This window comes from Streptomyces ficellus (genome assembly GCF_009739905.1).
GTDB lineage: Bacteria > Actinomycetota > Actinomycetes > Streptomycetales > Streptomycetaceae > Streptomyces > Streptomyces ficellus_A.
In genome coordinates this window covers 3546277-3570259 of sequence record NZ_CP034279.1, presented here as the reverse complement: position 1 = coordinate 3570259, position 23983 = coordinate 3546277, and the positions used below count along the sequence as shown (strand labels likewise).

Here is a 23983-nt window from a genome sequence, read left to right as displayed (position 1 = left end):
GGGAGTAGCCTCGCGGCCATGCATGCGATCACGATTCCCGAACCCGGTGGTCCCGAGGCGCTCGTCTGGGCAGAGGTGCCCGATCCGGTGCCCGGCGAGGGCGAGGTCCTCGTCGAGGTGGCGGCCAGCGCCGTCAACCGCGCCGATCTCCTGCAACGACAGGGCTTCTACAACCCGCCCCCCGGCGCGTCCCCCTACCCGGGGCTCGAATGCTCCGGCCGGGTCGCGGCCCTGGGGCCCGGCGTCAGCGGGTGGACCGTCGGCGACGAGGTCTGCGCGCTGCTGGCCGGCGGTGGCTACGCCGAGAAGGTCGCCGTACCGGTGGGGCAGCTGCTGCCCGTGCCGGACGGGCTGGACCTGGTGACGGCGGCGGCGCTGCCCGAGGTCGCCGCGACGGTCTGGTCGAACGTCTTCATGGTGGCGCACCTGCGGCCGGGCGAGACGCTGCTGGTGCACGGAGGGGCGAGCGGTATCGGCACGATGGCCGTCCAGCTCGCCAAGGCGGTGGGCGCCCGTGTCGCGGTCACGGCGGGCGGTCCGGAGAAGCTGGCCCGCTGCGCCGAGCTGGGCGCGGACATCCTGATCGACTACCGCGAGCAGGACTTCGTCGAGGAGCTGCACCGGGCGACGGACGGTGCCGGCGCCGACGTCATCCTCGACATCATGGGCGCCAAGTACCTGGAGCGGAACGTGAAGGCGCTCGCCGTGAACGGGCGGCTCGCCGTGATCGGCCTCCAGGGCGGCCGGAAGGCCGAGCTGGACCTGGGCGCCCTGCTGGACAAGCGCGCGGCGGTGACCGCGACGTCACTGCGGAAACGGCCGCTGGAGGAGAAGACCGCGATCATCGCGGCGTTGCGCGAGCACGTCTGGCCGCTGATCGCCGCGGGTACGGTCCGGCCGGTCGTGGACCGCTCGTACCCGATGACGGAGGCGGCGGAGGCCCACCGGACGCTGGAGTCGAGCTCCCACGTCGGCAAGGTCCTGCTCGTCACCCCGGCCGCCTGACCCTACGCCCCCGCCCGGCAGCCCCCGCCCGGCCGCCGTCGTGGCCCGGCGCGCACGAGGTGCGCCGGGCCACGGGCACGGGCACGGGCACGGGCACTACAGGTACGGGCCCGAGCGGATCGCGCCGTGACCGTGTCCGCGGTCGTCGTCGTCATCGTCGGTCGGCGCGCCCGGCGGCAGCGCGCGGCGCATCTGCTCCAGCTGCGCGCGGGCCGCCATCTGCTGGGCGAACAGCGCCGTCTGGATGCCGTGGAACAGGCCCTCCAGCCAGCCGACCAACTGGGCCTGCGCGATCCGCAGTTCCGCCTCGGAGGGGATGGCCTCGTCCGTGAACGGCAGGGAGAGCCGTTCGAGTTCCTCCACCAGCTCGGGCGCCAGGCCGTCCTCCAGCTCCTTCACCGAGCCGCGGTGGATCTCCTTCAGGCGCACCCGGCTGGCCTCGTCGAGAGGGGCCGCGCGGACCTCTTCAAGAAGCTGCTTGATCATGCTGCCGATGCGCATGACCTTCGCGGGCTGTTCGACCATCTCCGTCACCGGGACCTCGCGCGACTCGTCGTCACCGTCACCGCCGCCGAGAGCCATTCCGTCCTGCCCTACGACCAGGATCTGGGGGTTCTCATGCGACCGTTCATTCCTCGGCATCTCCATGCCAGCCATTCTCTCGCACAGATGCGTCACCAGACGGTCTGCCCCCGTACGAGGGTGATCCACCCTCGTACGGGGGCACAACCGCCGGACGCCTCCCGTCAGGTCGCCGCGCGGCGGGCCAGCGCGCCTCGTGAGCGCGTGACCAGGGCGGCGAGGAGCGCGGCGCCCAGCGGGACCGCGACCAGGAGAGCGGCCAGCGTCTCCCACGGAATGATGATCGGCACGTGCGGCGCGTCCATCGTGCCGCCGCTGTCCAGCGCCTGCTCGTACCAGGACGTCTGCTGACGCTGCTCGGTGAGCCGCAGGCCGATCGCCGGCAGGACGCCCGCCGCCGATCCCAGCAGCACACCCATCACGGCGACCACCCCGCACTGGAAACCGCTCAGCGTCCGCCGCACCCGCGGCGGCGCACCGACCGCGGCCAGCGTCTTCAGGTCGGCCTCGGCGTCCGCCTGGGCGAGACCGGTGGCGATACCGGCCGCACCGATGGTGATCAGGCCCGCGAAGACGGTCAGCGACAGCAGGACGATGCTGTTCTTGCTGACGAACCCCTCCTCCACGTGGAGATCGACGGCGGCGCCCGTCCTGGCGAGTTCGTCGTCGAGCTTCTGCCGCTGCTCCGTGCTCGGCATCCGGTCCGTCGAGAAGTACGCGCCGAGCGGCACCGTGGTGAGGCCCGCCGCCTTGGCCGCCGCCGGCGGCACGATGCCCGCCACGCCGTACGACTGGGTCCCCTTGGCGACCTGGTACGCCGCGAACGACGTGACCTTGCCCGGCGGCTCCTTGCCCTCGGCCATGGCCTCCTCGGCCTTCGCCGAGTCGGTGATGACCTTGACGGCGAGCTTGCCGTCGGCATCGACCAGCGTCCGGGAGAACGACACGACCTTGCCCTCGCCCAGCGCCTTCGCCGCGGCCGGGTCCTTGATCCCCAGCACCGTCAGCAGCTTGGCGTCACCCACCACCAGGCCGCTCTCGGTGTACGTCACCCCCGGCATCTCCTTGCAGCGCCAGTCCTGGGCGAGCTTGCGGCGTTCGGCCTTGGTGTACTTGTCGGCCGGATCCGAGCCGTCGGCGGTCGGAGCCCACAGCGGGCAGACGTTGGCCGGCGGCGTGACGACCTCGTGACGGCCGCAGCCCTCCCCGTCCCCGTACATCTCGCAGCTGGCCTTGCCCACCACGATCCGGTCCACGTCGGCCCGCACGGCGACGGGCAGGTTCTTCTGCACCGCGTCACGCACCACCGGGACGTCCCGGCCGCCGCCCTCGCCGACCATGACGGAGACCGCGCCGTGCGGCAGCCGCGCCTCGTACGCGGCGCGCTGCTGGGCGTCGTCGCTCGCCTGGTACGTGGCCACGGCGACCGTGCCCGCGACGGCGGCCAGCACGGCGGCGACCGCGGGAGCCGTGCGCCCCCGGTTGCGTACCGCGTCCCGCAGCGCGAGCCGCGGCGACAGGGGCAGCCAGCGGCCGGTGCGCCCGAACAGGCCCACCAGCGCCGGGGTCATCGCGACGACTCCCAGCTCGGCGAGGGCGCTGCCGCCCGCGACGAGGGCGAACTGGCTGGAGTACACCGATCCGTACAGGGCGATCGCGGCACCGAGCAGCACGGCGCCCAGACCCACGAGCGGCAGTACGCGGCTGCTGCGGCGCACCCCTCGGCGGCCGGTGAGCGAGGCGAGCACGGTCTGGCGGGACGAGGTGACGGCCGGGACGACGGCGGCCAGCAGGCCGGTCAGTACGGCCAGCAGGCCGATACCGAGCAGCTCCAGCGGGCGGACGTCGAAAGCGCCGAAGCGCTGGCCGAAGGACTCCTCCAGTACCGGTTGCAGCACGAAGGCCAGGATCAGTCCGAGGACGGTGCCCACCACGGCGGCCGCCAGGCCGATCACCAGGCCACCGGCGAGGACGATCGCCCGGATGTGCCGGCGGTCGCCGCCGTTGGCGCCCACCAGCCCCAGCTGGCGCCGCGAGCGGCGGGCCCCGACGGCGAACGCCGGGCCGGCCAGCAGGCAGATCTCCAGCATCGCGAGGCCGACGACGGTTCCCACGGCCGCGAGCGCGGCGGCGTCAGCGGCTCCGCTGCCGGCGTAGTTGCCCCAGCCCTCCTGCTGGAACAGCGGCACGTCGGCGTCGGCCGGCGGGGCGAGCGCGACCGCACGCGACAGCACCACCACGCCCTTGGCGTTGGCCTGCTGGACCATGTTCCACGTGAAACCATCCGTGTCCGCCGACCGGGCGAGGCTCAGCAGATGGGTGGTGGTCGTCTGCGTGCCGGGCAGTCCGGCCTTCTCCAGCGCCTTGCCCAGCGGGGCGAGGAAGGCGCCGGGGAGCGCGTTGACCTGAACGGCCTTCAGGTCGTCGGGCAGCTCGTACGATCCGACGATCCGGTACTCGCGCTCAAGTCCGCGCGCGGCCACCGTCGAGCCGATGCCGAGCCCGCTGGACTCCAGGAAGCGCGTCGTCGCGGCGACCTCGTCGGCCCGCTCGGGGAACCGGCCGTCCTGGAGCGACATGATGCCCCTGGCCATCGGATCGGCCGCCTTGAACTCCCGGATCTCGGTCTGGAGCAGGCCGTGCGCGGTGCGCAGCTTGCCCGCACCGGACGAGTCGGCCAGCACCTTGGCGTTCGGCGGGAAGACCTTCGCGACATCCGTCTCGCCCTGCGGCCATGGCTTGTTGTCGAAGTCGCCCACCGGCATGGAGTCCTGCTCCACCGGGTTCTGGTAGATCGGTGCCCCGCCGTAGCCGGGGTCCACGACCCGGGCGTCGGCGGCACCCATGGAACGGGCCAGCTTCTCCCCGGTGGACAGCTCGGAGCTGCGCAGGGTCAGGTCGGCCGCGCTCACCCCCAGGATCGGCAGGGCGATCATCGCCAGGACGAGGAAGCTGCGGCCCTTGTAGCGCCAGGCGTCGCGGCGGGCGATGCGCACCGCCGCACGCCAGGAGTGGAACCAGTTGTTCACCGTTCGGCCGCCTGGCTCGTGAGCAGGGAGTCGGCGTCGCTGCGGATCGTCTGGTCGACCACCGCGCCGTCGCGCAGGAACACCACCCGGTCGGCCCAGGCGGCGAACCGGGGCTCGTGGGTGACCAGGACGCCGGCTGCACCCGCGTCGCAGCGGGAGCGCAGCAGGGCGAGCACCGACTCGCCGGTCTCGGAGTCGAGGGCGCCGGTCGGCTCGTCGGCCAGGACCAGCTGCCGGTCGCCCACCAGCGCCCGGGCTATCGCCACCCGCTGCTGCTGGCCGCCGGACATCTCGTCGGGGAAGCGGTCGGCGAGGTGCCCGAGGCCCATCTCCTCCAGCGCGGCGACGGCCTCGCGGCGCGCCTTGCGTGCGGTGGTGCCGTCGAGTTCGCGCGGCAGGGCGATGTTCTCGGCGGCGGTCAGCGCCGGGATGAGGTTGTAGTCCTGGAAGACGTACCCGATGCTCCGGCGGCGGAGGGCGGCGAGCGTCTTGCGGTCCGCGGTCGTGATGTCGGTGTTCTTCACGATCACCCGGCCGGAGCTGGGGGTGTCCAGGCCGCCCGCAATCGTCAGCAGGGTGGACTTTCCGGAGCCCGAGGGGCCCATCACGGCGACCAGCTCACCGGGGAAGACATCGAGGTCGACGCCGCGCAGGGCGTGCACCTCGGTGGCCCCCGACCCGTGGACACGGGTCAGGTTCTGGAGCTGTAGCACGGGCTGCTCACGGCGCCGCTCGTGGTGCGGGTCAGGCTGCTGAGACCCCTGCGGCCCCTGAGGTTGCTGCGGCTGTGGTGACGAGACTGGTGACATGGGTGAGGGGTCCCCCCTTGGACGTACGCGAGCGGCGCAGGCGTACGGAGCGGATGTGTGCGGGAAGGTCGGCGCGGGACGATCAGTCCGGGACGGTCGGTGCGGGAATCGGTGTGGCGGCGGAAGCGGACGGGGCCGGTCAGGTCCCCGGCCGGGACACCGCCCCGCTCGGCTCGGACACGTGCGGGGGTCCGGCCTGGCCGGCGGTTGCCGGAGCCGCCGGTGCGGCGCCCTGGGGCGCGGTGGCGGAGAGCCGGATCAGGCGTGCCTCGCAGTGGTCCAGCCACCGCGCCTCCGCCTCCGTCTGGAAGATCAGCTGTTCCAGGACGAGCAGCCACGCCACGTCGTCCCGTTCCTGTGTCGCCCCGCTCTCCAGCGCGGTGATGGCCTGCGCCTTGAGCCGGGTGTAGTCCTGCATGGCCTTGATGGTGTGGCGCCGCTGCGACTGGATCACGTTCCGGATGTCGACCCCGGGCGCGCCGACCGCCATGGCGAGCTTGATGGCCAGTTCGTCACGGGCGGGGCTGGTGCGGTCGACCGGCTGCGCGAACCAGACCCTCAGCTCCTGGCGGCCGGCGTCGGTGATCGCGTACAGCGCGTGGCCGGCCTCGTCCGCACCGCCCTGCTCGATGAGGCCGTCACGCTCCAGACGGCTGAGCGTCGTGTAGACCTGACCGACGTTCAGCGGCCAGGTCGAGCCGGTGCGCGACTCGAACTCCGAGCGGAGCTGGGAGCCGTAGCGAGGGCCGTGTTCGAGGAGGGCGAGAAGCCCGTGACGGATGGACATACTCAGTATGTATACCGAGTATGCCGGAGCCGACAAGCGTCCTGAGGGGGACCCGGAACGTCCCCCTCAGGGAGGACACGCAAGATCACCGAGCGGTCAGCGGCGCCTGATCCGCAGCCCCAGGAAACCGAGCCCGAGCCCCATCATGGCCAGCCCCACGCCCAGGGTGAGTACGGGAATCTGCCGGTCAGCGAGGGTGTCGGCGGTCGTCGCGGTGGGCTCGTACGCGGCGGCGGGCGGCGAGTGCGGCGGGTCGGCCACCGCGGGGGACTCCGACTCGGGTACCGCTTCGGACTCCTGCTCCTCGTGCCACGGCGGCTTCGGCGCTGTTGCCGTTTTGGTACGGGAGGCGGTGGCGGAGCCGGACGGCGAACCCGGCGACGTCCCGTCCGAGGGCGTCGCGGACGGAGACACGGGCCGCCCGGGCCGCTGCCGCCCCTCCCCGGCGGGCCGCCCGGCCAGCGACGGCGACACGGCGTGCCGCGTGGGGCCCAGCACGGCCCCGGCACCGGCCCCCGGCCCCGCCCCGGAACCGTCACCGGGACGGGCGCCCGGGCGGGAGGCGGAGGGGGACACGGAGGGCGGCGCGGCGGACGGTGCGCCGGACTCGGCGGCACCGGGCCGTAGGACGCCCACGCCCGCGTCCGCCGCGGGCTCGGTCTCCTCCGCGTGCGCGGCGGGGACGCCGCACAGCGAGGAGGCGGCCAGCATCAGGACGGCGACCGCCGTCGCACATCGTGAGTCGAGTCCTGGAGCCACCGGGTGACCCCCTCCCGTGCCGAGCTGCCAGGAGCCCGCACTGAGGGCTCCCATCCGCGCTCAGCGTCACACGGTGCCGACGCCCCGGCATCCCGGGGCGGCCCCACAGCCACCCACAGGGGTTACGCCCCCGGGAACCCGCCCGGCCCGACGGCCCCGACGTCACCGCGCGGGAGCCCCGGAGGGCAGCCAGCGGACCGGCACGCCAAGAAGGGCACCCCCCGACCGGCAGCCAGCGGACCGGCGGCCCCGGAGGTCAGCCCCCGACCCGCAGCCCCCGACCGGCGCCCCCGTCAACCGGGGTCACTGACCCGGGTCACCCGTCGCGATGGTCAGCTCGAACGTCTGGTTGCCGGGCACCACGGCCGTCCCCTCGGTCGGGAACTGGGAGATCACCTGGTCCTCGGCGAACTGGGGGTCGTCCACTTCCTTGATGTTGAACTTCCAGCCGGCCGCCTGGAGGCAGCTCTTGACCGAGATGACGTCCTTGTAGGTGAAGCTCGGCGCCTGCACCTTCGACGGGTCGTCGCTGTCCTCCGAGGCGTCGGTGCACTTCGTCGTCTCGATCGTCCGGTTCCGCTCCGGCGGCTTGTGTCCGGCCGCGGGCTCCTCGGCCGACTGGCTCGCGCCGCCGCCGCTTCCCTGCGCGCCCGGGTCCTCGTCGTCACCGTTCAGGGCGATGGCCGCGACGAGGCCGCCGATCGCGAGCAGGGCGACCGCGATCGCACCGACGATCACCGGCATGTTGCTCTTGCCGCCACCACCACCGCTCGTCGGCTGCGTCGGCTGCGGGGAGATCGTGTACGGCGGCGGCGCGGGGGTCTGGTACGCGGGAGCCTGCGGCTGCGGCTGGGGCTGCTGCGGGTACCCGTAAGAAGGAGTGGGCGCCGGCGTGCCGTACGGCTGGTACGGCGTCTGGACGCCCTGCGGGCCCGGCGCCGGGGTCGAGTGGTCGACCGGCGGGAACACCGCCGAGCCCACCCCCGAGCCGCTGTTCGCGTGCGGCGCGCCCTGCACGATGACCGGCGCGCCCGTCTGGCCCTGACCGGCCGACAGCAGGCGCAGGCACTCGTCCCGCATGGCGGCGGCGCTCGGGAAGCGCTCGTTCGGGTTCTTCTTCAGCGCGCGCGCCACCAGCGCGTCCATCGCCGGGGTGATCGAACGGTTGATGGAGGACGGCGCGACCGGCTCCTCCTGCACGTGCGCGTACGCGATGGCCAGCGGCGAGTCCGCGTCGAACGGGATCCGCCCGGTCAGCAGCTGGAACAGCATGATGCCGACCGAGTACAGGTCGGAGCGGGCGTCCACGCCCCGGCCCAGCGCCTGCTCGGGGGACAGGTACTGCGGGGTGCCGACGACCATGCCGGTCTGCGTCATGGAGGTGACGCCCGACTGCATGGCGCGGGCGATGCCGAAGTCCATGACCTTGACGACGCCGCGCTTGGTCATCATCACGTTGCCCGGCTTGATGTCCCGGTGGACCAGGCCCATCTCGTGGCTGGTCTCCAGCGCGGCGAGCACGTCCGCCGTCACCTTGAGGGCCTTGTCGGCGGGCATCGCGCCGTGCTGCCGGATGTCCGCCTGGAGCACCGACCCGAGGGGCTGGCCCTCCACGTACTCCATGACGATGTACGGCATCAGCGAGCCGCCGAGGTCGTCCTCGCCGGTGTCGAACACCGACACGATGTTGGTGTGCTGGAGCTTGGCGACGGCCTGCGCCTCGCGGCGGAAGCGCTCGCGGAACGACTGCTCGCGGCCCAGCTCGGTGTGCAGCGTCTTGATGGCGACCTGCCGGTCCAGCGCACTGTCGTACGCCAGGTACACGGACGCCATGCCGCCCTCGCCGAGCAGGTCGCGAAGCTGGTACCGGCCGCCCGCCACCGAGCCGCCCGCATAGCGGCCCTGTGCGCCGTCCTGGCTCATGTCTTGCTCCCCCGTGCGCGCGCGTCCGTCGTGGCCGCGGTGGCCGCGGTATCTCGCGGTGATCCGGTTTTTACGGGCCAAGTCTGCCCGAGGGCACTGACACGTCAAGCCGGGTGCCCGTTCCGTGACCGTACGCACGGGAAGCGTCTCGGAAGTGTTACCGGACCCGTACCGGACCGCCATGGAACCGGTGGGAGATTTGCACAGGTGTACGGGGAAACGGTTGGATGGCCGGTCAATCTCGAATCGGCGCGGCGGCTGAAGGCTGTAGCGTGACGTGACGTAGTACCCCTTAAGACACGGCGGCACACCGCAGCGCGCAGAGCAAGCGGACAGAAACGACGGCGAGGACTGATGGCATCCGAATCCGGGGCAGGCGGCGGCGGAGCGCCGGAGTCCGCCGAGTGGGGCGTCGGCGGACTCGTCGGAGACGGCCGGTACCGGCTGACCCATCGTCTCGGCCGCGGCGGCATGGCCGAGGTGTTCGCGGCGGAGGACGTACGGCTGGGCCGCACCGTGGCCGTGAAGCTGCTGCGCGCGGACCTCGCCGAGGACCCGGTGTCGAAGGCCCGCTTCACCCGCGAGGCACAGTCGGTCGCCGGCCTGAACCACCACGCCATCGTCGCCGTGTACGACTCCGGCGAGGACGTGGTGAACGGCCAGTCCGTGCCGTACATCGTGATGGAGCTGGTCGAGGGCCGCACCATCCGCGACCTGCTGATCAACGCCGAGGCGCCGCCGCCCGAGCAGGCGCTGATCATCGTCTCCGGTGTGCTGGAGGCCCTCGCCTACTCGCACCAGCACGGCATCGTGCACCGTGACATCAAGCCCGCGAACGTGATCATCACGCACAGCGGCGCCGTCAAGGTGATGGACTTCGGCATCGCGCGCGCCCTGCACGGCGCGCAGTCGACGATGACCCAGACCGGCATGGTCATGGGCACCCCGCAGTACCTCTCGCCGGAGCAGGCCCTCGGCAAGGCGGTCGACCACCGCTCCGACCTGTACGCCACCGGCTGCCTGCTGTACGAGCTGCTCGCGCTGCGCCCGCCCTTCACCGGTGAGACGCCGCTGTCGGTGGTCTACCAGCACGTCCAGGACATCCCGGTCCCGCCGTCGGAGGTCTCCGACGTCGCCCCGCCGGAGCTCGACGGCCTGGCCATGCGCGCCCTCGCCAAGGACCCGGACGACCGGTTCCAGAGCGCCGAGGAGATGCGCGGCCTGGTCCAGTACGGGCTCCAGATGCTCCAGCAGCAGGGCAGCCACTCCGGGACCTGGAACACCGGCCCCGTCGAGATGTACGAGGGCGGCCGCACCCCGGCCGGCGGCGTCACGGCGACCACCGCGATGGGCCACCCGACGCACGGCGACACCTCGCAGGGCCCGCTCCTGCCGCCGCCCAACCCCGAGGACGGCGCCTACGCGTACGACGGCGGCCAGGGCCGCAAGAGCGGCCGCGGCAAGATGATGCTGTTCGCGGCGCTCGCGCTGATCGCGATCGTGGCGGGTGTGGCGTACGCCCTCGACCAGACGAAGAAGCCGTCGGACGACAACAAGCAGAAGCCGCCCAGCTCCACCGCGCCCTCCAAGCCCGGTGACACCACCAGCCCCTCGCCGTCCGACGAGAAGACGGACGAGAAGACCGAGGACCCGGGCGATTCCACGGGTGGCGGCAACGGCGGCAACAACGGCAACTGGGGCAACCAGAACCCCGACTATCCGTCGCAGCCCGAGAGCAACAACCCGCCCCCGCCCACCGGCGGCACGCCGTCCACCCCCGGCACCACCGAGGGCACCGACCAGGGCGGGACCACGGACGGCGGCACGACGGACGGTGGCACCACGGACGGTGGCACCACCGACGGCGGGACCACGGACGGCGGGACGACCGACGGCGGGACCACGGACGGCGGTACGGACCCGGGCGGTGCGACCGGCGCCACCGACCAGGGCGCGACCACCACGGGCACCGGCGGCGCCTGAGCGACGCCGCCCCGGGGCCCGGACGGTCATCCGGCGAAGGCGTCGCACACCGCCTCGTACTCCCGGGTCCACCACACCACCAGGGCCGACACCGCGGGGAACTGCGGGTCGGCCCTGCTGTCGTGCAGCTGGTAGCGCCAGCGCAGTATCCAGAAGTCGTTCAGCCGCTCCCACCACACGCGGTGCACCGCCGCAGCCAGCTCGGCCGGGTCCGCCCCGGCCGCCCGCCGGTACGCGCGCGCGTACGCGCGTACCTTCTCGAGCTCCAGACGGCCGGCCGGCTGTACGAAGAAGATCGCGGCCGCGCGGACGGCCTCCTCCGCGCGCGGCTGCACGCCCAGCCGGTCCCAGTCGATGATCGCGGCGGGCTCCGCGCCCCGGTAGAGCAGGTTCAGCGGGTGGAAGTCCCCGTGCACCCAGCCGGCCGCGGACGCCGGCGGCGGGCGGCGGTGCGCGTGGTCGGCGAGCAGCCTGCGCCGCTCCACCAGCCGGTGCTCGGCCAGCTCGTCGAAGGCGTCCCGCGGCCGGCGGGCCCGCGCCAGGCGCAGCAGCCGGTCGATGACCCGGAACGTGTCCTCCGGGTCGGCGCTGCGGTGCTGGTGGTCGCCGTGCGGTTCCATGACCTGCTCCAGGCAGGTGTGGACGAGTCCGAGCAGCGCGCCCAGCCGCCGCGAGCCGGTCGCCGTCAGCTGGGCGCCGCCCCGGTGGCTTCCCTCGACCCAGGGGTGCAGGGCGTAGCAGCGGCCGTCGATCTCCGCGACGGTGTCGCCCTCCGCGTCGGGCAGCGGCGGGGCCACGGGGACGCCGAGGGCGTGCAGGCGCTGGGTGGCGCGGTGCTGGCGGACGATGGTGGCCCGGTCGGCGGTGGGGGCGTCCAGGTGCTGTTTGAGGAAGTACGCGCCGTGGGTGGTGGCGAGACGGTAGCCGCGGTTGAGGAGGCCCTGGGTGACGGGAACGCAGGAGAGGGGCTCGCCCGGATCGTCGTAGCGGCGCAGGAGCGCCCTCACGGGTGGGGCGGTGGTTGCAGATGAGCGCGGCACTCACCATATGTTAGGTCACGGAGCGTGGTGATCACGTCGCTCCGGGAAGCCCCTGGGCGGGTGCCCGATCAGTGCCGCTCCGCCTGCATCCGGGCGACGTACGCGGCCGCCTGGGAGCGGCGTTCCATGCCCAGCTTGGACAGCAGGCTGGACACATAGTTCTTGATCGTCTTCTCGGCGAGGTGGAGCCGCTCACCGATCGCGCGGTTGGTCAGCCCCTCCCCGATCAGGTCGAGGATCCGGCGCTCCTGCTCGGTCAGCGCGGCCAGCCGGTCGTCGCCCTTCGGGCCGTTGCCGTCGCGCAGCCGCTCCAGGACACGAGCGGTGGCCACCGGGTCGAGCAGGGACCGGCCGGCCGCCACGTCCCGTACCGCCGAGAGGAGTTCGCTGCCGCGGATCGCCTTCAGGACATAACCGGAGGCACCGGCCATGATCGCGTCGAAAAGGGCTTCGTCGTCCGCGTACGAGGTGAGCATCAGGCACTTGATGGACTCGTCCATGGCCCGGACCTCGCGGCACACCTCCACACCGCTGCCGTCGGGGAGGCGCACGTCGAGCACGGCCACGTCCGGACGGGTCGCCGGAATCCTGACCAGGGCATCTGCCGCCGTACCGGCCTCTCCGACCACCTCGATGTCACCCTCGACGGAGAGCATTTCGTGAACACCGCGCCGCACGACTTCATGATCGTCCAGCAGGAAAACAGTGATTTTTCCTCTTTCGCGCACGGAATCAGTCTCACATACTCACTCTTCCCGTGCCCGGGGTCCGCGGGATAACGTGCCCCCTGTTCCGGCGTCCCACAAGGCTCTGACCAGTCATTTGTCCACCCCTTTGCGATTTACTTGGAAATCCAAGCAAAAACGCAGGTCAAAGGGGGTTTCGCAGTAATGCGGTGCACTGGGTAACGTGCCTATGACAGGGGGCTCGCCGGGGCACCTGTCACGCCTGTTCCCGGTCGAGGGCACCCACCCCGTGCACACGTACGGAGACAGGCGAGCCGCTCTCCCGCGCTCCGCATCGGAGCAAGGGAGAACCCCAGCCCACCCGGCGGACCCCGGGGGCCGGACAGACGGAGGAGCACGCACGTGACCGTGGAAGGCACTGCCGCGCGCAAGCCGCGTCGCAGCAGTAAGCGCACCAGCGCGAGCGCAACCAAGGCAACCGGCGCCCGGAGCGCCGAGCCCCAGCTCGTACAGCTGCTGAACCCCGAGGGTGAGCGCGTCCAGCACCCGGAGTACGACATCGACCTCAGCCCCGAGGAGCTGCGCGGCCTGTACCGCGACATGGTGCTGACCCGCCGCTTCGACGCCGAGGCGACGTCCCTCCAGCGCCAGGGAGAGCTGGGCCTGTGGGCCTCGCTCCTCGGCCAGGAGGCCGCCCAGATCGGCTCAGGCCGGGCCCTGCGCGACGACGACTACGTGTTCCCGACCTACCGCGAACACGGCGTCGCCTGGTGCCGCGGGGTCGACCCGACCAACCTGCTCGGCATGTTCCGTGGCGTGAACCACGGCGGCTGGGACCCCACCAGCAACAACTTCCACCTGTACACGATCGTCATCGGCTCGCAGACCCTGCACGCCACCGGCTACGCCATGGGCGTCGCCAAGGACGGCTCCGACAGCGCCGTGATCGCCTACTTCGGCGACGGCGCGTCCAGCCAGGGCGACGTCGCCGAATCGTTCACCTTCTCCGCCGTCTACAACGCCCCGGTCGTGTTCTTCTGCCAGAACAATCAGTGGGCGATCAGCGAGCCGACCGAGAAGCAGACCCGCGTCCCGCTCTACCAGCGCGCGCAGGGCTTCGGCTTCCCCGGCGTCCGCGTCGACGGCAACGACGTCCTCGCCTGCCTGGCCGTGACCCGCTCCGCCCTGGAGCGCGCCCGCCGCGGCGAGGGCCCGACGCTCGTCGAGGCGTTCACCTACCGCATGGGCGCCCACACCACCTCCGACGACCCCACCCGCTACCGCCTCGACGACGAGCGGGCCGCGTGGGAGGCCAAGGACCCGATCCTGCGCCTGCGCACCTACCTGGAGAAGGAGGGGCTCGCGGACGCCGCCTACTTCGAGGAGCTGGAGACGGAGTCGGAGACGCTCGGCAAGCGCGTCCGCGAGGCCGTCCGCGCCATGCCCGACCCCGACGACATGGCGATGTTCGATCACGTCTACGCCGACGGGCACGCGCTCGTCGACGAGGAGCGCGCGCAGTTCGCCGCGTACCAGGCATCGTTCGCCGACGCGGACGGGGAGGGCAAGTAATCATGGCCGTCCAGAAGCTCCCCCTCGCCAAGGCGCTCAACGAGTCGCTGCGCACCGCCCTGGAGACCGACCCGAAGGTCCTCGTCATGGGCGAGGACGTCGGCAAGCTCGGCGGCGTGTTCCGCGTGACCGACGGGCTCCAGAAGGACTTCGGCGAGGAGCGGGTCATCGACACCCCGCTCGCCGAGTCCGGCATCGTCGGCACCGCCATCGGGCTCGCCCTGCGCGGCTACCGCCCGGTCGTCGAGATCCAGTTCGACGGCTTCGTCTTCCCCGCGTACGACCAGATCGTCACGCAGCTCGCCAAGATGCACGCCCGCGCACTCGGCAAGATCAAGCTGCCGGTCGTCATCCGCATCCCGTACGGCGGCGGCATTGGCGCGGTCGAGCACCACAGCGAGTCGCCCGAGGCGCTGTTCGCGCACGTCGCGGGCCTCAAGGTGGTCTCGCCCTCGAACTCCTCGGACGCCTACTGGATGCTCCAGCAGGCCATCCAGAGCGACGACCCGGTGATCTTCTTCGAGCCGAAGCGGCGCTACTGGGACAAGGGCGAGGTCGACACCGAGGCCATCCCGGGCGAGCTGCACAAGGCACGCACCGCGCGCGAGGGCACGGACCTGACCCTCGCGGCCTACGGGCCCATGGTGAAGGTCTGCCTGGAGGCCGCCGCGGTCGCCGCGGAGGAGGGCCGGTCGGTGGAGGTCCTCGACCTGCGGTCGATGTCCCCGATCGACTTCGACGCCATCCAGGCGTCGGTGGAGAAGACCCGCCGCCTGGTTGTCGTCCACGAGGCGCCGGTCTTCTACGGCTCCGGTGCCGAGATCGCCGCCCGCATCACCGAGCGGTGCTTCTACCACCTGGAGGCGCCGGTCCTGCGGGTCGGCGGCTACCACGCGCCGTATCCGCCGGCACGGCTGGAAGAGGAGTACCTGCCGGGCCTCGACCGGGTGCTCGACGCCGTCGACCGCTCGCTCGCGTACTGAGGAGACCCACTGTGATCCGCGATTTCAAGATGCCGGACGTGGGCGAGGGCCTCACCGAGGCCGAGATCCTCAAGTGGTACGTCCAGCCCGGCGACACCGTCAGCGACGGCCAGGTCGTCTGCGAGGTCGAGACGGCGAAGGCGGCCGTCGAACTGCCGAGCCCGTACGACGGGATCGTGCACGAGCTGCGCTTCCCCGAGGGCACGACGGTCGACGTCGGCGAGGTGATCATCTCGGTGAACGTCGGCGGTGACGCCCCCGGCGAGCCGGGCGCCGCCCAGCCGCAGACCGCCCAGCCCGCGGCCGCGGAGCCGGCCGCCAAGGACGCCGCCGGGTCGGCCGCCGCCGAGGACGCCGCGCCGGCCGGCCGCCAGCCCGTCCTGGTCGGCTACGGCGTGGCCGAGACGTCCACCAAGCGCCGCCCGCGCAAGGGCGCCACGGCCCCGGCCGTCCCGGCCGCCGCCGCGCAGGCCGCCGTCCAGGGCGAGCTGAACGGCCACGCGGGCACCGCGCAGGCCGCTCCCGCCCCGGCGGCCCCCGCCGCCCCCGGCTCCCGCCCCCTCGCCAAGCCGCCCGTGCGGAAGCTGGCCAAGGACCTGGGCGTCGACCTGGCGACGGTGACCCCGACCGGACCGGACGGGATCATCACCCGCGACGACGTGCACGCCGCGGTGTCCGTGGCCGCCGCCTCGGTCGCCGCGCCCGCGGCCGTACCCGTACAGCCGCAGGCCGTCGAGGTCCCGCAGGCCCAGCCGCAGGCACAGCCGGCGGCCGCCCGCGAGACGCGCGTCCCGGTCAAGGGCGTCCGCAAGGCCACCGCCCAGGCGATGGTCGGGTCCGCCTTCACCGCGCCGCACGTCACCGAGTTCGTCACGGTCGACGTCACCCGCACGATGAAGCTCGTCGAGGAGCTCAAGGCCGGCAAGGACATGGCCGGGCTGCGGGTGAACCCGCTGCTGCTCGTCGCCAAGGCGCTGCTCGTCGCGATCAGGCGCAACCCGGAGATCAACGCCTCCTGGGACGAGGCCGCCCAGGAGATCGTGCTCAAGCACTACGTCAACCTGGGCATCGCCGCCGCCACACCGCGCGGCCTGATCGTGCCGAACATCAAGGACGCGCACGACAAGACGCTGCCCGAACTGGCCGCGTCGCTCGGTGAACTGGTGTCCACCGCCCGCGAGGGGAAGACCACCCCCGCGGCCATGCAGGGCGGCACGGTGACCATCACCAACGTCGGCGTCTTCGGCGTCGACACCGGTACGCCGATCATCAACCCGGGCGAGTCCGCGATCCTCGCGGTCGGGGCGATCAAGCTCCAGCCGTGGGTGCACAAGGGCAAGGTGAAGCCCCGTCAGGTGACCACGCTGGCGCTCTCGTTCGACCACCGGCTGGTCGACGGGGAGCTGGGCTCCAAGGTGCTCGCGGACATCGCCGCGATCCTGGAGCAGCCCAAGCGGCTGATCACCTGGGGCTGATCCCGGCCCGAGCGCCTGACGGCCTGAGGGCCTGATGGCCTGACGGCCTGACGGCTCGGCCCCCGGCAGCCCCGGGGCAAGGACGAGGGCCCGGACGCGACGGCGCGTCCGGGCCCTTCCCTGTGCGGGGATCCTGGTCAGTCGCGCTGGGCGCCCGCCGGGAGCGAACGCAGCTCCATGGTCCGGGCCGTGGTGGACCCGAAGCCGAAGTCCAGCAGCTTGGCCGCGTCGTTGAAGCGGTCGGGGGCGTTCAGCACGACGCCCACGTAGGTCTTGGTGCCGCGGGTCGCCGCGAAGACCAGGCACGGCCCGGCGGACGTGCCGGTGCCGGTCTTGATGCCGACGGCGCCGCTGTAGGAGCCGAGCAGCTTGTTGGTGTTGTACCAGGTGTACGTGCGCGTACCGCCGCTGCTGGTGGTCGCCGTGGTCTTGTACGAGGTCGCCTTGACGACGTCGCGGAACGCGGCGCTGCTGAACGCGTGGCGGGCCATCTTCGCCAGCTCGGGCGGGGTCGTGTAGTTGTTCCCGGTCGTCGAGATCCCGTCGAACGAGTCGAACTTCGTGTTGACCAGGCCCAGCTGCTTGGCCTTGGCGTTCATCTTCCCGATGAACGACTTGGTGCGGGCGGCGCTGGTCGTGCCGGTGCCGAAGGTGTCGGCGAGCGCGTACGCGGCGTCGCAGCCGGAGGGCAGCATCAGCGCGGACAGCAGCTGCCGGACGGTCACCTTGTCACCGGTCTTCAGGTCGGCGGTGCTCGCGCCGGTCCTGACGACGTAGTCGCGGTACTCCTGCTTGATGGTCACCTTGCGGTTGAGGTCCACGCCGGGCGTGGTGAGCACCACGATCGCCGTGGTGACCTTGGTCGTGCTGGCCATCTGGCGGCGCGTGGTGTTCGCCTTGCCGTAGATGGCCTTGCCGTCGGCCTGGTCCACCATGAAGCCGCCCTTGGCGCTGATGGACGGGATGGGCGGCGCGGCGGCCGCAGCCGGTGCGGCGAGGGGGGAGGCGGTCAGCAGCAGACCGCCCGCGAGGGCGACCGTGGCGGCGCGGCGCACGGCCGTGTTCGTCGATATCAAAAGAAACGCTCCGAGTTCGAGTCCCGCGTACCCGCGCACCCGGTTCCCTCGAGTACGCCGGGGAACGCCCCAACAACCTGGCGGACCGGCAAGCCGGTGCCGTAGAGAAGACCCACGAACGCGCCGGAAGGATGTACGAAGCACCTGACGCGTGCCATGTGACGCGAGTCACAGGCGGTCTGGCGCACGGGCTCGGCCGTGCCGGCCCGCCCCCGGACTGTATGTTGCACCCCTCTTGTATCTATGCTGTGTGCATGCCTGCCGCCCCGCCCGCCGCCCACCGCGTCTACACCCACGTCAAGCAAGCCGTCCTCGACCGCCGCTACCAGGGCGGGACGCTCCTCACCGAAGGGGAACTCGCCGAGGCCGTCGGGGTCTCCCGCACGCCGGTGCGCGAAGCGCTGCTGAAACTGGAGATGGAAGGGCTGCTCAAGCTCTACCCCAAGAAGGGCGCCCTGGTCCTCGCCGTCTCCGCGCAGGAGATCGCCGACGTCGTCGAAACCCGCCTCCTGGTCGAGGAGTTCGCCGTACGCAAGGCGGTCCCCGCCCCCGCGCGGCTCCTGGAGCGGCTGGCGGAACTGCTGGACGAGCAGCGGCTCCACGCCGACGCCGGCGACCTCGCGGCCGTCGCCGTCACCGACCGCTCCTTCCACGCCGAGATCGTCCGCCACGCCGGCAACGAGATCCTCTCCCGCCTCTACGACCAGATGCGCGACCGGCAACTGCGCATGGGCGTCGCCGTGATGGAGGCCCACCCCGACCGCGTCGCCAAGAACATCGCCGAGCACGCCCAGATCCTCGACGCCCTGCGCGCCGGCGACACCGAGGGCGCCGCCCGCTGCGTGCACCGCCACGTCAGCCGCGTCAAGGTCCTGGTCCGGGGGGAGGACCGGTGAGCGGCGGCGACTCCGCGGCCGCCGCAGCCACGCCGGCCGATCCGCCCGGCGGCCGCCGCGCCGCCCTCGTCTGGGGCGTCGGCGTCTGCGTCTACCTGGTCGCCGTCATCTTCCGAACGTCCCTGGGCGTCGCCGGGCTCGACGCCGCCGACCGCTTCGGCGTCAACGCCTCCGCCCTGTCGACGTTCTCCATACTCCAGCTCCTCGTCTACGCCGGCATGCAGATACCCGTCGGCCTGATGGTCGACCGGCTCGGCACCAAGAAGGTCCTCACCCTCGGCGTGGTCCTCTTCACCGTCGGCCAGCTCGGCTTCGCGCTCTCCCCCTCCTACGGCATGGCCCTCGCGTCCCGCGCCCTCCTCGGCTGCGGCGACGCGATGACGTTCATCTCCGTGCTGCGGCTGGGCACCCGCTGGTTCCCCGCCCGGCGCGGCCCCCTGATCGCCCAGGTCGCCGCGCTCTTCGGGGTCGCCGGCAACCTCGTCTCGACGATCGTGATCGCCCGGACGCTCGACGGGCTGGGCTGGACGGCGACGTTCGCCGGCAGCTCCCTCGCCGGAGTGATCGTCCTCGTCCTGCTCCTGCTGTTCCTGAAGGACCATCCAGAGGGCCACGAACCGGAACCCGCGCCCCACGCGGGCGCCGCGTACGTCCGCCGCCAGATCGCCCTGTCGTGGCGCGAGCCCGGCACCCGGCTCGGCATGTGGGTCCACTTCACCACCCAGTTCCCGGCGATGGTGTTCCTGCTGCTGTGGGGGCTGCCGTTCCTCGTCGAGGCGCAGGGCCTGCCCCGGGGGACGGCCGGCGACCTGCTGACGCTGACGGTGCTGTCGAACATGGTCTTCGGCATGACGTACGGCCAGCTGATCGCCCGCCACCACGGGGCACGCACACCGCTCGCGGTCGGTACGGTCGCGGCGACCGCCGCCGCATGGGCGGCCACCCTGCTGTACCCGGGCGCCCACGCCCCCATGTGGCTCCTGGTCACCCTGTGCGTCGTCCTCGGCGCCTGCGGACCCGCGTCGATGATCGGCTTCGACTTCGCCCGGCCGGCGAACCCGCCGGAACGGCAGGGCACGGCGTCCGGCATCGTCAACATGGGCGGCTTCACCGCCTCCATGACCACGCTGCTCGCCGTCGGCGTCCTGCTGGACGCCACCGGCGACGACTACCGGATCGCCTTGAGCGCCGTCTTCGTCCTCCAGGCCCTCGGCCTCGCGCAGATCATGCGCCTGCGGGCGCGCACGGCCCGCCGCGAACGCGACCGGCTGGTCGCCAGCCGCGTGGAGACCGTCCACGTCCCGGTCGCGTAGCGGCGGCTCCCCGCGAGCCCTACGGGTGGCCGGCGCCTCTACGGGTGGCCGGCGCCCTACGGGGTGACCGCGAAGGCGCCGAGGATCGCGGCCGCCAGCTCCGCGTCGCCCTCCACCTTGACCTGGCCGGCGACGGCCGCGGGCCGCACCCGCCCGCAGGCGAGGCGCACGTACGTCTCCCAGTCCATCGCGATGGTAGCCGCCGGTCCCAGCGACGGCGCCCCGTCGATGGAGCCACGGCCCTCCGCGTCCACCCGCACCGTCCGGAGGAACTCCACGGGGCCGTGCACGTCGAAGACGACCGCCGTGTTCGGCGGCGCGCCCGCGTCCTTGGCGACGACCCTCGGCAGGACGGTCAGGAGGTTGTCGCGGGCGACGTACGCGCCCGGGGAGTCCAGGTTGCCCGGCCGGCCCAGCGCCGTACGGAGGTCCTGCTCGTGGCACCAGACGTCGAAGGCCCGCATCCGGTAGGCCAGTTCGAGGGACTGCTCGGCGCCGAGAGGGGCGCGGATCAGGGTGTCGGGGGAGCGGTTCTCGTTGCGCAGCTGGCGGGCGCGGCGGATGAGCGTGTACTCGAGCTCCGCGGTCATCTCCGGCCCGGTGTGGTGCCGGCGCACGTCGACCTGCATCTCCATGTAGCGCGCGAAGTCACTGCGCACGTGGTAGAGATCGCGCGGCAGCGAGTGGATCGGCCGCGGGTCGCCCAGCATCTCGCACTCCATACCGATGATGTGCGACACGATGTCGCGCACCGACCAGCCGGGGCAGGGAGTGGCTCGATTCCACTCACCCTCGACCAGTGGCTGCACCAGCTCGGATATCGCTTCGATGGAGTGGGTCCAGGCGTCGGCGTAGGGCTGGAGGCTGGGATGGACGGTCACGTGACCCCTCGGGCGGTTCGTACGCGGGCTGAAGCTGTGGCAGCTGCCGGGGGTCCGGGGGTGGCCCCCGGGGAGAAACAGTACGCTGGACGCAGGCACCCCGGCAGTGCTTTCGTGTGACGATCGTAGGGCCCGTGTTGACGGCTCGAATGCCAGGACGGTGGTAGCGTGCGCGCCTCGTTGCTCCAGATCGCAGTAGACCCGGACGAAACGCCGAACACCCGCCGGGACCGCGTCAGTTCCCTGGTGGCCGAACAGCGTGGGGTCGCCGAGCTGGTGGTCCTCCCGGAACTGTGGCCGGTGGGGGCGTTCGCGTACGAGTCGTTCGAGGCCGAGGCCGAGCCGCTGGCCGGCCCGACGCACGAGGCGATGGCGAAGGCGGCCGCCGCCGCGGCCGTGTGGCTGCACGCCGGGTCCATCGTGGAACGCGCGCCCGACGGCTCCCTCTACAACACCTCCCTCGTCTTCTCCCCGTCCGGCGACCTCGTCTCCTCGTACCGCAAGATCCACCGCTTCGGCTTCGACCAGGGCGAGGCCGTGATGATGGGCGCGGGCGACACCCTCGTGACCGTCCCCGTGCCGGGCCTGCCCCTCGGCGTCGCCACCTGCTACGACCTCCGCTTCCCCGAGCTGTTCCGCGGCCTGGTCGACGCCGGCGCCCTCGCCTTCGCCGTCCCCGCCGGCTGGCCCGCGCGCCGCCGCGAACACTGGACGCTGCTGGCCCGCGCCCGCGCGGTCGAGAACCAGGCGTACGTCCTCGCCTGCGGCACCGCGGGCACCCACGCGGGCGTCCCCCAGGCCGGGCACAGCATCGTCGTCGACCCCTGGGGCGAGGTCCTCGCGGAGGCGGGCGACGCGGAGGAGACCCTCACGGTCGAACTCGACCCGGCCCTCGTCGCCACCACCCGCGACCGGTTCCCCGCCCTCAAGGACCGCCTCCTGGGCCTCCCCCGCCCGGGCGGGGCCTGATCGGATCACCCGCCGGCGGACGCAGGGCCCGCCCGCGCGGAGCCCGCCCGGGTCAGTCCTTCTCCGCCATCCGGATCACGCACACCGTCACCGCGATCAGCAGTGCCGTGTCGGCCACGCCCTCGTCGACGACGTCGACCGCGTACGTGTCCCGCACCCGGAACCACTTGCGGGACACCCGGGCCAGCGCCTTCCCGTCCCGCTCGATGCCGAACTCGCGGTCGAGGATCCGCCCGCTCACATCGAGGTCCGGCCCCTCGGCCAGGGCCACGCGGTAGTGGTTGCGCAGCAGCGACAGCCGCTTGCGGCTGACCGTGGCGAGCACCTCCCCGTCCCGCTCCACGGTCATCGCCCCGCGCAGGCTCAGCACCTTCGCCCGCAGCGTCACCAGCACCCGCCCCGCCGGGTCCTTCAGCTCCAGGGTGTCGCGCAGCCGCAGCGCCTTGCCGTCGACGAGGAACGCCTGCCGGCCGTTCTCGTCCTCGATCCAGTAGTCGTCACCGATCGCGAAGATCTTGTCGCGCACCAGGTATTTCATGCCGGATGCCTACCCGCCCGGGCCGTACAGCCCCCTCGCGGCACCCGGATGGCTACGCCGTGGCCGACGCCTCGTCGGCGCGGTCCTGGGCCTCCAGGACGCGATGGCCGTGTTCCGCCGACCACGTGCCCAGCGCGCGGATCGGGACCAGGAAGCTGCGGCCCAGGTCGGTCAGCTCGTACTCGACGCGCGGGGGCGCCTCCGCATGGGCCCGCCGTGCGACCAGCCCGTCGTACTCCAGTCGGCGCAGCGTCTCGTTGAGCACCTTGGCGCTGATGCCGCCGATGACCGTGCGCAACCGACCGGGACGCACCGGGCCGTCCGCGAGGGCGAACACGACCACGCTGTTCCACCGGTGGCTCAACAGGTCGAAGCCCACCCGCGCCGGACAGTCCGCCAGGTACTCGCCGTAATCGCCGTAATCGCCGTCGCTCCCCATCACTCCACCGATCATGGGCCCCCGATGGGAACCGAATGGTTCCCGTCGCCCGGCCTAGATTCGTGCGAACGAACCGGCAGGTCAATCAAGGGGGATCGAGATGCGGATCGGAATCTTGGGTGCGGGAGCCATGGCCGAGGCCCTCGGAGCGGGCTGGGCACGGGCCGGGCACGACATCGTGGTCGCGGCGCGCGACGCGGACAGGGTGACGGCCGCCGCCGCCCGGATCGGGGCCCGCGCGGGCACGTTCGCCGAGGCCGCCGCACACGGGGACGCGGTGCTCGCCGCGCTTCTCCACACCGCGACGCTCGACGTGGTCGCGCCACTGGCCGGCGCGCTCGCGGGGCGGGCCGTGATCGACTGCTCGAACCCGGTCGCGGCGGGCCCGGGCGGGCTGATGCTCACCACCGACGGCGGCCCCTCCGCGGCTCGCCGGATCGCCGCCGCCGTGCCGGGCGCGCACGTGGTCAAGGCGTTCAACGTGTGCGCCGCCGAGGTGTGGGCCAACTGCCCCGGCGGCCTGGCGGTGCCGCTGTGCGGGGACGACGCCGGTGCCCTGGACGTGGTACGCGCGCTGGTGACGGACGTGGGCGCCATCCCGCTGGACGCGGGCGGCCTGGACCGGGCCGGTTACGTGGAGGCCACCGCGGCGTTCGCGATCGGGGTGTGGTTCGCGGGCGGTGACCCGCGCACGGTGCTGCCGCGCGTGGAGCACGCACAGGGTTGACCGGCCAGGGCGGGCCGGCCGATTCGACGTGGAGGTTTCGGCAGCGAGACCGACGCTCGCCTCAGCCCGCCGCGGGTCCGGTCACGCCTTGCCGCCCACGACGGTGACCGAGCAGTGCCCGTGGTGCAGCAGGGCCTGGCTGACCGACCCCAGGAGCAGCCCGGTGAAGCCGCCGCGTCCCCGGGATCCGACGACCATGAGCCGGGTCGTCCTGCTGGTCTCGATCAGTGCCTCACGCGGTTCGCCGCTCAGCACCTCGTGTCTGACCCGGACGTCGGGATACCTCTCGGCCCGGCCGGCGAGTGCCTGTGCCAGCAGACGCTCCGCGCTCTCCGGGCTCGCACCGGGCGGCGCGTAATCCGGGCGCCACGCGTGCACGGCGAGGATCTCGCCCCCGTGGAGCGCCGCCTCGGCGAAGGCGAACTCGATCGCCTTCTCCCCGGCGGGGGAACCGTCGACGGCCAGCGCGATCGGTCCGCCGCCGGCCGGGCCCTCGCGGACCACCCACATC

21 protein-coding genes and 1 pseudogene are annotated in these 23983 nt (G+C 72.5%); 9 read left to right on the top strand and 13 right to left on the bottom strand.

Annotation, left to right across the window (positions count from 1 at the left end):
* Nucleotides 1-18 precede the first annotated feature (18 nt).
* Nucleotides 19-1005, top strand: a complete 987-nt coding sequence (locus tag EIZ62_RS15795; RefSeq protein ID WP_156693309.1) for an NAD(P)H-quinone oxidoreductase — start codon at nucleotides 19-21, stop codon at nucleotides 1003-1005.
* 96 nt (nucleotides 1006-1101) lie between these two features.
* Here EIZ62_RS15795 and EIZ62_RS15790 read toward each other — a convergent pair whose 3' ends face one another.
* From EIZ62_RS15790 to EIZ62_RS15765, 6 genes are all read right to left on the bottom strand, one after another.
* Nucleotides 1102-1653 carry a bacterial proteasome activator family protein gene (locus tag EIZ62_RS15790; protein ID WP_156693308.1) on the bottom strand — a complete coding sequence of 184 codons (552 nt, stop codon included), beginning with the start codon at nucleotides 1651-1653 and terminating at the stop codon, nucleotides 1102-1104.
* Between the two features lie 98 nt (nucleotides 1654-1751).
* Entirely contained in the window at nucleotides 1752-4616 is a 2865-nt protein-coding gene (locus EIZ62_RS15785) for an ABC transporter permease (RefSeq protein ID WP_156693307.1), read from the bottom strand.
* Nucleotides 4613-5329: an ABC transporter ATP-binding protein gene (locus EIZ62_RS15780; protein ID WP_156693306.1), complete on the bottom strand. Its 717-nt coding sequence runs from the start codon at nucleotides 5327-5329 to the stop codon at nucleotides 4613-4615. The genes EIZ62_RS15785 and EIZ62_RS15780 overlap by 4 nt, the downstream gene beginning before the upstream one ends.
* Before the next feature lie 235 nt (nucleotides 5330-5564).
* On the bottom strand, nucleotides 5565-6212 hold the full coding sequence (locus EIZ62_RS15775) for a PadR family transcriptional regulator (RefSeq protein WP_156693305.1): 648 nt from the start codon (nucleotides 6210-6212) through the stop codon (nucleotides 5565-5567).
* A gap of 96 nt (nucleotides 6213-6308) precedes the next feature.
* Complete coding sequence (locus EIZ62_RS15770) at nucleotides 6309-6971, bottom strand: hypothetical protein (RefSeq protein ID WP_156693304.1); 663 nt, start codon at nucleotides 6969-6971, stop codon at nucleotides 6309-6311.
* Nucleotides 6972-7274: 303 nt separating this feature from the next.
* Nucleotides 7275-8894: a protein kinase domain-containing protein gene (locus tag EIZ62_RS15765; RefSeq protein ID WP_156693303.1), complete on the bottom strand. Its 1620-nt coding sequence runs from the start codon at nucleotides 8892-8894 to the stop codon at nucleotides 7275-7277.
* A gap of 354 nt (nucleotides 8895-9248) precedes the next feature.
* Here EIZ62_RS15765 and EIZ62_RS15760 point away from each other — a divergent pair, with 354 nt between their 5' ends.
* A complete protein-coding gene (locus EIZ62_RS15760) occupies nucleotides 9249-10877 on the top strand; it encodes a protein kinase domain-containing protein (RefSeq protein WP_156693302.1) in 1629 nt (542 codons plus the stop codon).
* Between the two features lie 26 nt (nucleotides 10878-10903).
* Here EIZ62_RS15760 and EIZ62_RS15755 read toward each other — a convergent pair whose 3' ends face one another.
* Both EIZ62_RS15755 and EIZ62_RS15750 read right to left on the bottom strand, forming a co-directional pair.
* On the bottom strand, nucleotides 10904-11917 hold the full coding sequence (locus tag EIZ62_RS15755; RefSeq protein WP_156693301.1) for a phosphotransferase: 1014 nt from the start codon (nucleotides 11915-11917) through the stop codon (nucleotides 10904-10906).
* 68 nt (nucleotides 11918-11985) lie between these two features.
* Nucleotides 11986-12645 carry a response regulator gene (locus EIZ62_RS15750; RefSeq protein WP_156693300.1) on the bottom strand — a complete coding sequence of 220 codons (660 nt, stop codon included), beginning with the start codon at nucleotides 12643-12645 and terminating at the stop codon, nucleotides 11986-11988.
* Nucleotides 12646-13005: 360 nt separating this feature from the next.
* Here EIZ62_RS15750 and pdhA point away from each other — a divergent pair, with 360 nt between their 5' ends.
* The 3 genes from pdhA to EIZ62_RS15735 are packed head-to-tail and all read left to right on the top strand — an operon-like array spanning nucleotide 13006 to nucleotide 16633.
* Nucleotides 13006-14175 carry a pyruvate dehydrogenase (acetyl-transferring) E1 component subunit alpha gene (gene pdhA / locus EIZ62_RS15745; protein ID WP_156693299.1) on the top strand — a complete coding sequence of 390 codons (1170 nt, stop codon included), beginning with the start codon at nucleotides 13006-13008 and terminating at the stop codon, nucleotides 14173-14175.
* A gap of 2 nt (nucleotides 14176-14177) precedes the next feature.
* Nucleotides 14178-15158 (top strand): alpha-ketoacid dehydrogenase subunit beta, encoded by a 981-nt coding sequence (locus tag EIZ62_RS15740; RefSeq protein ID WP_156693298.1) that lies wholly within the window; start codon nucleotides 14178-14180, stop codon nucleotides 15156-15158.
* Between the two features lie 29 nt (nucleotides 15159-15187).
* A complete protein-coding gene (locus EIZ62_RS15735) occupies nucleotides 15188-16633 on the top strand; it encodes a dihydrolipoamide acetyltransferase family protein (protein ID WP_156696426.1) in 1446 nt (481 codons plus the stop codon).
* A gap of 137 nt (nucleotides 16634-16770) precedes the next feature.
* On the opposite strand, the gene EIZ62_RS15730 is transcribed toward EIZ62_RS15735, so the two are convergent.
* Nucleotides 16771-17706, bottom strand: coding sequence for a D-alanyl-D-alanine carboxypeptidase family protein (locus tag EIZ62_RS15730; RefSeq protein ID WP_244376211.1), 936 nt, complete (start codon nucleotides 17704-17706; stop codon nucleotides 16771-16773).
* Between the two features lie 257 nt (nucleotides 17707-17963).
* Between EIZ62_RS15730 and EIZ62_RS15725 the strand changes: the two genes are divergently transcribed.
* Together EIZ62_RS15725 and EIZ62_RS15720 are read left to right on the top strand one after the other, a co-directional pair.
* The gene (locus EIZ62_RS15725) at nucleotides 17964-18605 is read left to right on the top strand and encodes a GntR family transcriptional regulator (RefSeq protein ID WP_156693297.1); all 642 of its coding nucleotides are present in this window, start codon (nucleotides 17964-17966) and stop codon (nucleotides 18603-18605) included.
* On the top strand, nucleotides 18602-19918 hold the full coding sequence (locus EIZ62_RS15720) for an MFS transporter (protein ID WP_156693296.1): 1317 nt from the start codon (nucleotides 18602-18604) through the stop codon (nucleotides 19916-19918). Before EIZ62_RS15725 ends, EIZ62_RS15720 begins: the two co-directional genes overlap by 4 nt.
* A gap of 56 nt (nucleotides 19919-19974) precedes the next feature.
* Here EIZ62_RS15720 and EIZ62_RS15715 read toward each other — a convergent pair whose 3' ends face one another.
* The gene (locus EIZ62_RS15715; protein WP_156693295.1) at nucleotides 19975-20799 is read right to left on the bottom strand and encodes a maleylpyruvate isomerase family mycothiol-dependent enzyme; all 825 of its coding nucleotides are present in this window, start codon (nucleotides 20797-20799) and stop codon (nucleotides 19975-19977) included.
* 168 nt (nucleotides 20800-20967) lie between these two features.
* Here EIZ62_RS15715 and EIZ62_RS15710 point away from each other — a divergent pair, with 168 nt between their 5' ends.
* Entirely contained in the window at nucleotides 20968-21768 is an 801-nt protein-coding gene (locus EIZ62_RS15710) for a carbon-nitrogen family hydrolase (protein WP_156693294.1), read from the top strand.
* Between the two features lie 52 nt (nucleotides 21769-21820).
* Here EIZ62_RS15710 and EIZ62_RS15705 read toward each other — a convergent pair whose 3' ends face one another.
* Nucleotides 21821-22306, bottom strand: a complete 486-nt coding sequence (locus EIZ62_RS15705) for an LURP-one-related/scramblase family protein (RefSeq protein ID WP_156693293.1) — start codon at nucleotides 22304-22306, stop codon at nucleotides 21821-21823.
* 52 nt (nucleotides 22307-22358) lie between these two features.
* Entirely contained in the window at nucleotides 22359-22760 is a 402-nt protein-coding gene (locus tag EIZ62_RS15700; RefSeq protein ID WP_244375728.1) for a winged helix-turn-helix transcriptional regulator, read from the bottom strand.
* Nucleotides 22761-22845: 85 nt separating this feature from the next.
* Here EIZ62_RS15700 and EIZ62_RS15695 point away from each other — a divergent pair, with 85 nt between their 5' ends.
* The gene (locus EIZ62_RS15695; RefSeq protein WP_156693292.1) at nucleotides 22846-23472 is read left to right on the top strand and encodes an NADPH-dependent F420 reductase; all 627 of its coding nucleotides are present in this window, start codon (nucleotides 22846-22848) and stop codon (nucleotides 23470-23472) included.
* Nucleotides 23473-23553: 81 nt separating this feature from the next.
* Here EIZ62_RS15695 and EIZ62_RS15690 read toward each other — a convergent pair.
* A pseudogene (locus EIZ62_RS15690) lies at nucleotides 23554-23976 on the bottom strand (universal stress protein); the annotation flags it as partial.
* Nucleotides 23977-23983 lie beyond the last annotated feature (7 nt).

Bases quoted from the DNA above. Each gene is read 5' to 3' on its own strand.
- EIZ62_RS15725 (WP_156693297.1), top strand. From the start codon at position 17,964: ATGCCTGCCGCCCCGCCCGCCGCCCACCGCGTCTACACCCACGTCAAG.
- EIZ62_RS15795 (WP_156693309.1), top strand. From the start codon at position 19: ATGCATGCGATCACGATTCCCGAACCCGGTGGTCCCGAGGCGCTCGTC.
- EIZ62_RS15765 (WP_156693303.1), bottom strand. From the start codon at position 8,894: ATGAGCCAGGACGGCGCACAGGGCCGCTATGCGGGCGGCTCGGTGGCG.
- EIZ62_RS15705 (WP_156693293.1), bottom strand. From the start codon at position 22,306: ATGAAATACCTGGTGCGCGACAAGATCTTCGCGATCGGTGACGACTAC.
- EIZ62_RS15695 (WP_156693292.1), top strand. From the start codon at position 22,846: ATGCGGATCGGAATCTTGGGTGCGGGAGCCATGGCCGAGGCCCTCGGA.
- EIZ62_RS15775 (WP_156693305.1), bottom strand. From the start codon at position 6,212: ATGTCCATCCGTCACGGGCTTCTCGCCCTCCTCGAACACGGCCCTCGC.
- EIZ62_RS15790 (WP_156693308.1), bottom strand. From the start codon at position 1,653: ATGGAGATGCCGAGGAATGAACGGTCGCATGAGAACCCCCAGATCCTG.
- EIZ62_RS15760 (WP_156693302.1), top strand. From the start codon at position 9,249: ATGGCATCCGAATCCGGGGCAGGCGGCGGCGGAGCGCCGGAGTCCGCC.
- EIZ62_RS15700 (WP_244375728.1), bottom strand. From the start codon at position 22,760: ATGATCGGTGGAGTGATGGGGAGCGACGGCGATTACGGCGATTACGGC.
- EIZ62_RS15735 (WP_156696426.1), top strand. From the start codon at position 15,188: ATGCCGGACGTGGGCGAGGGCCTCACCGAGGCCGAGATCCTCAAGTGG.
- EIZ62_RS15740 (WP_156693298.1), top strand. From the start codon at position 14,178: ATGGCCGTCCAGAAGCTCCCCCTCGCCAAGGCGCTCAACGAGTCGCTG.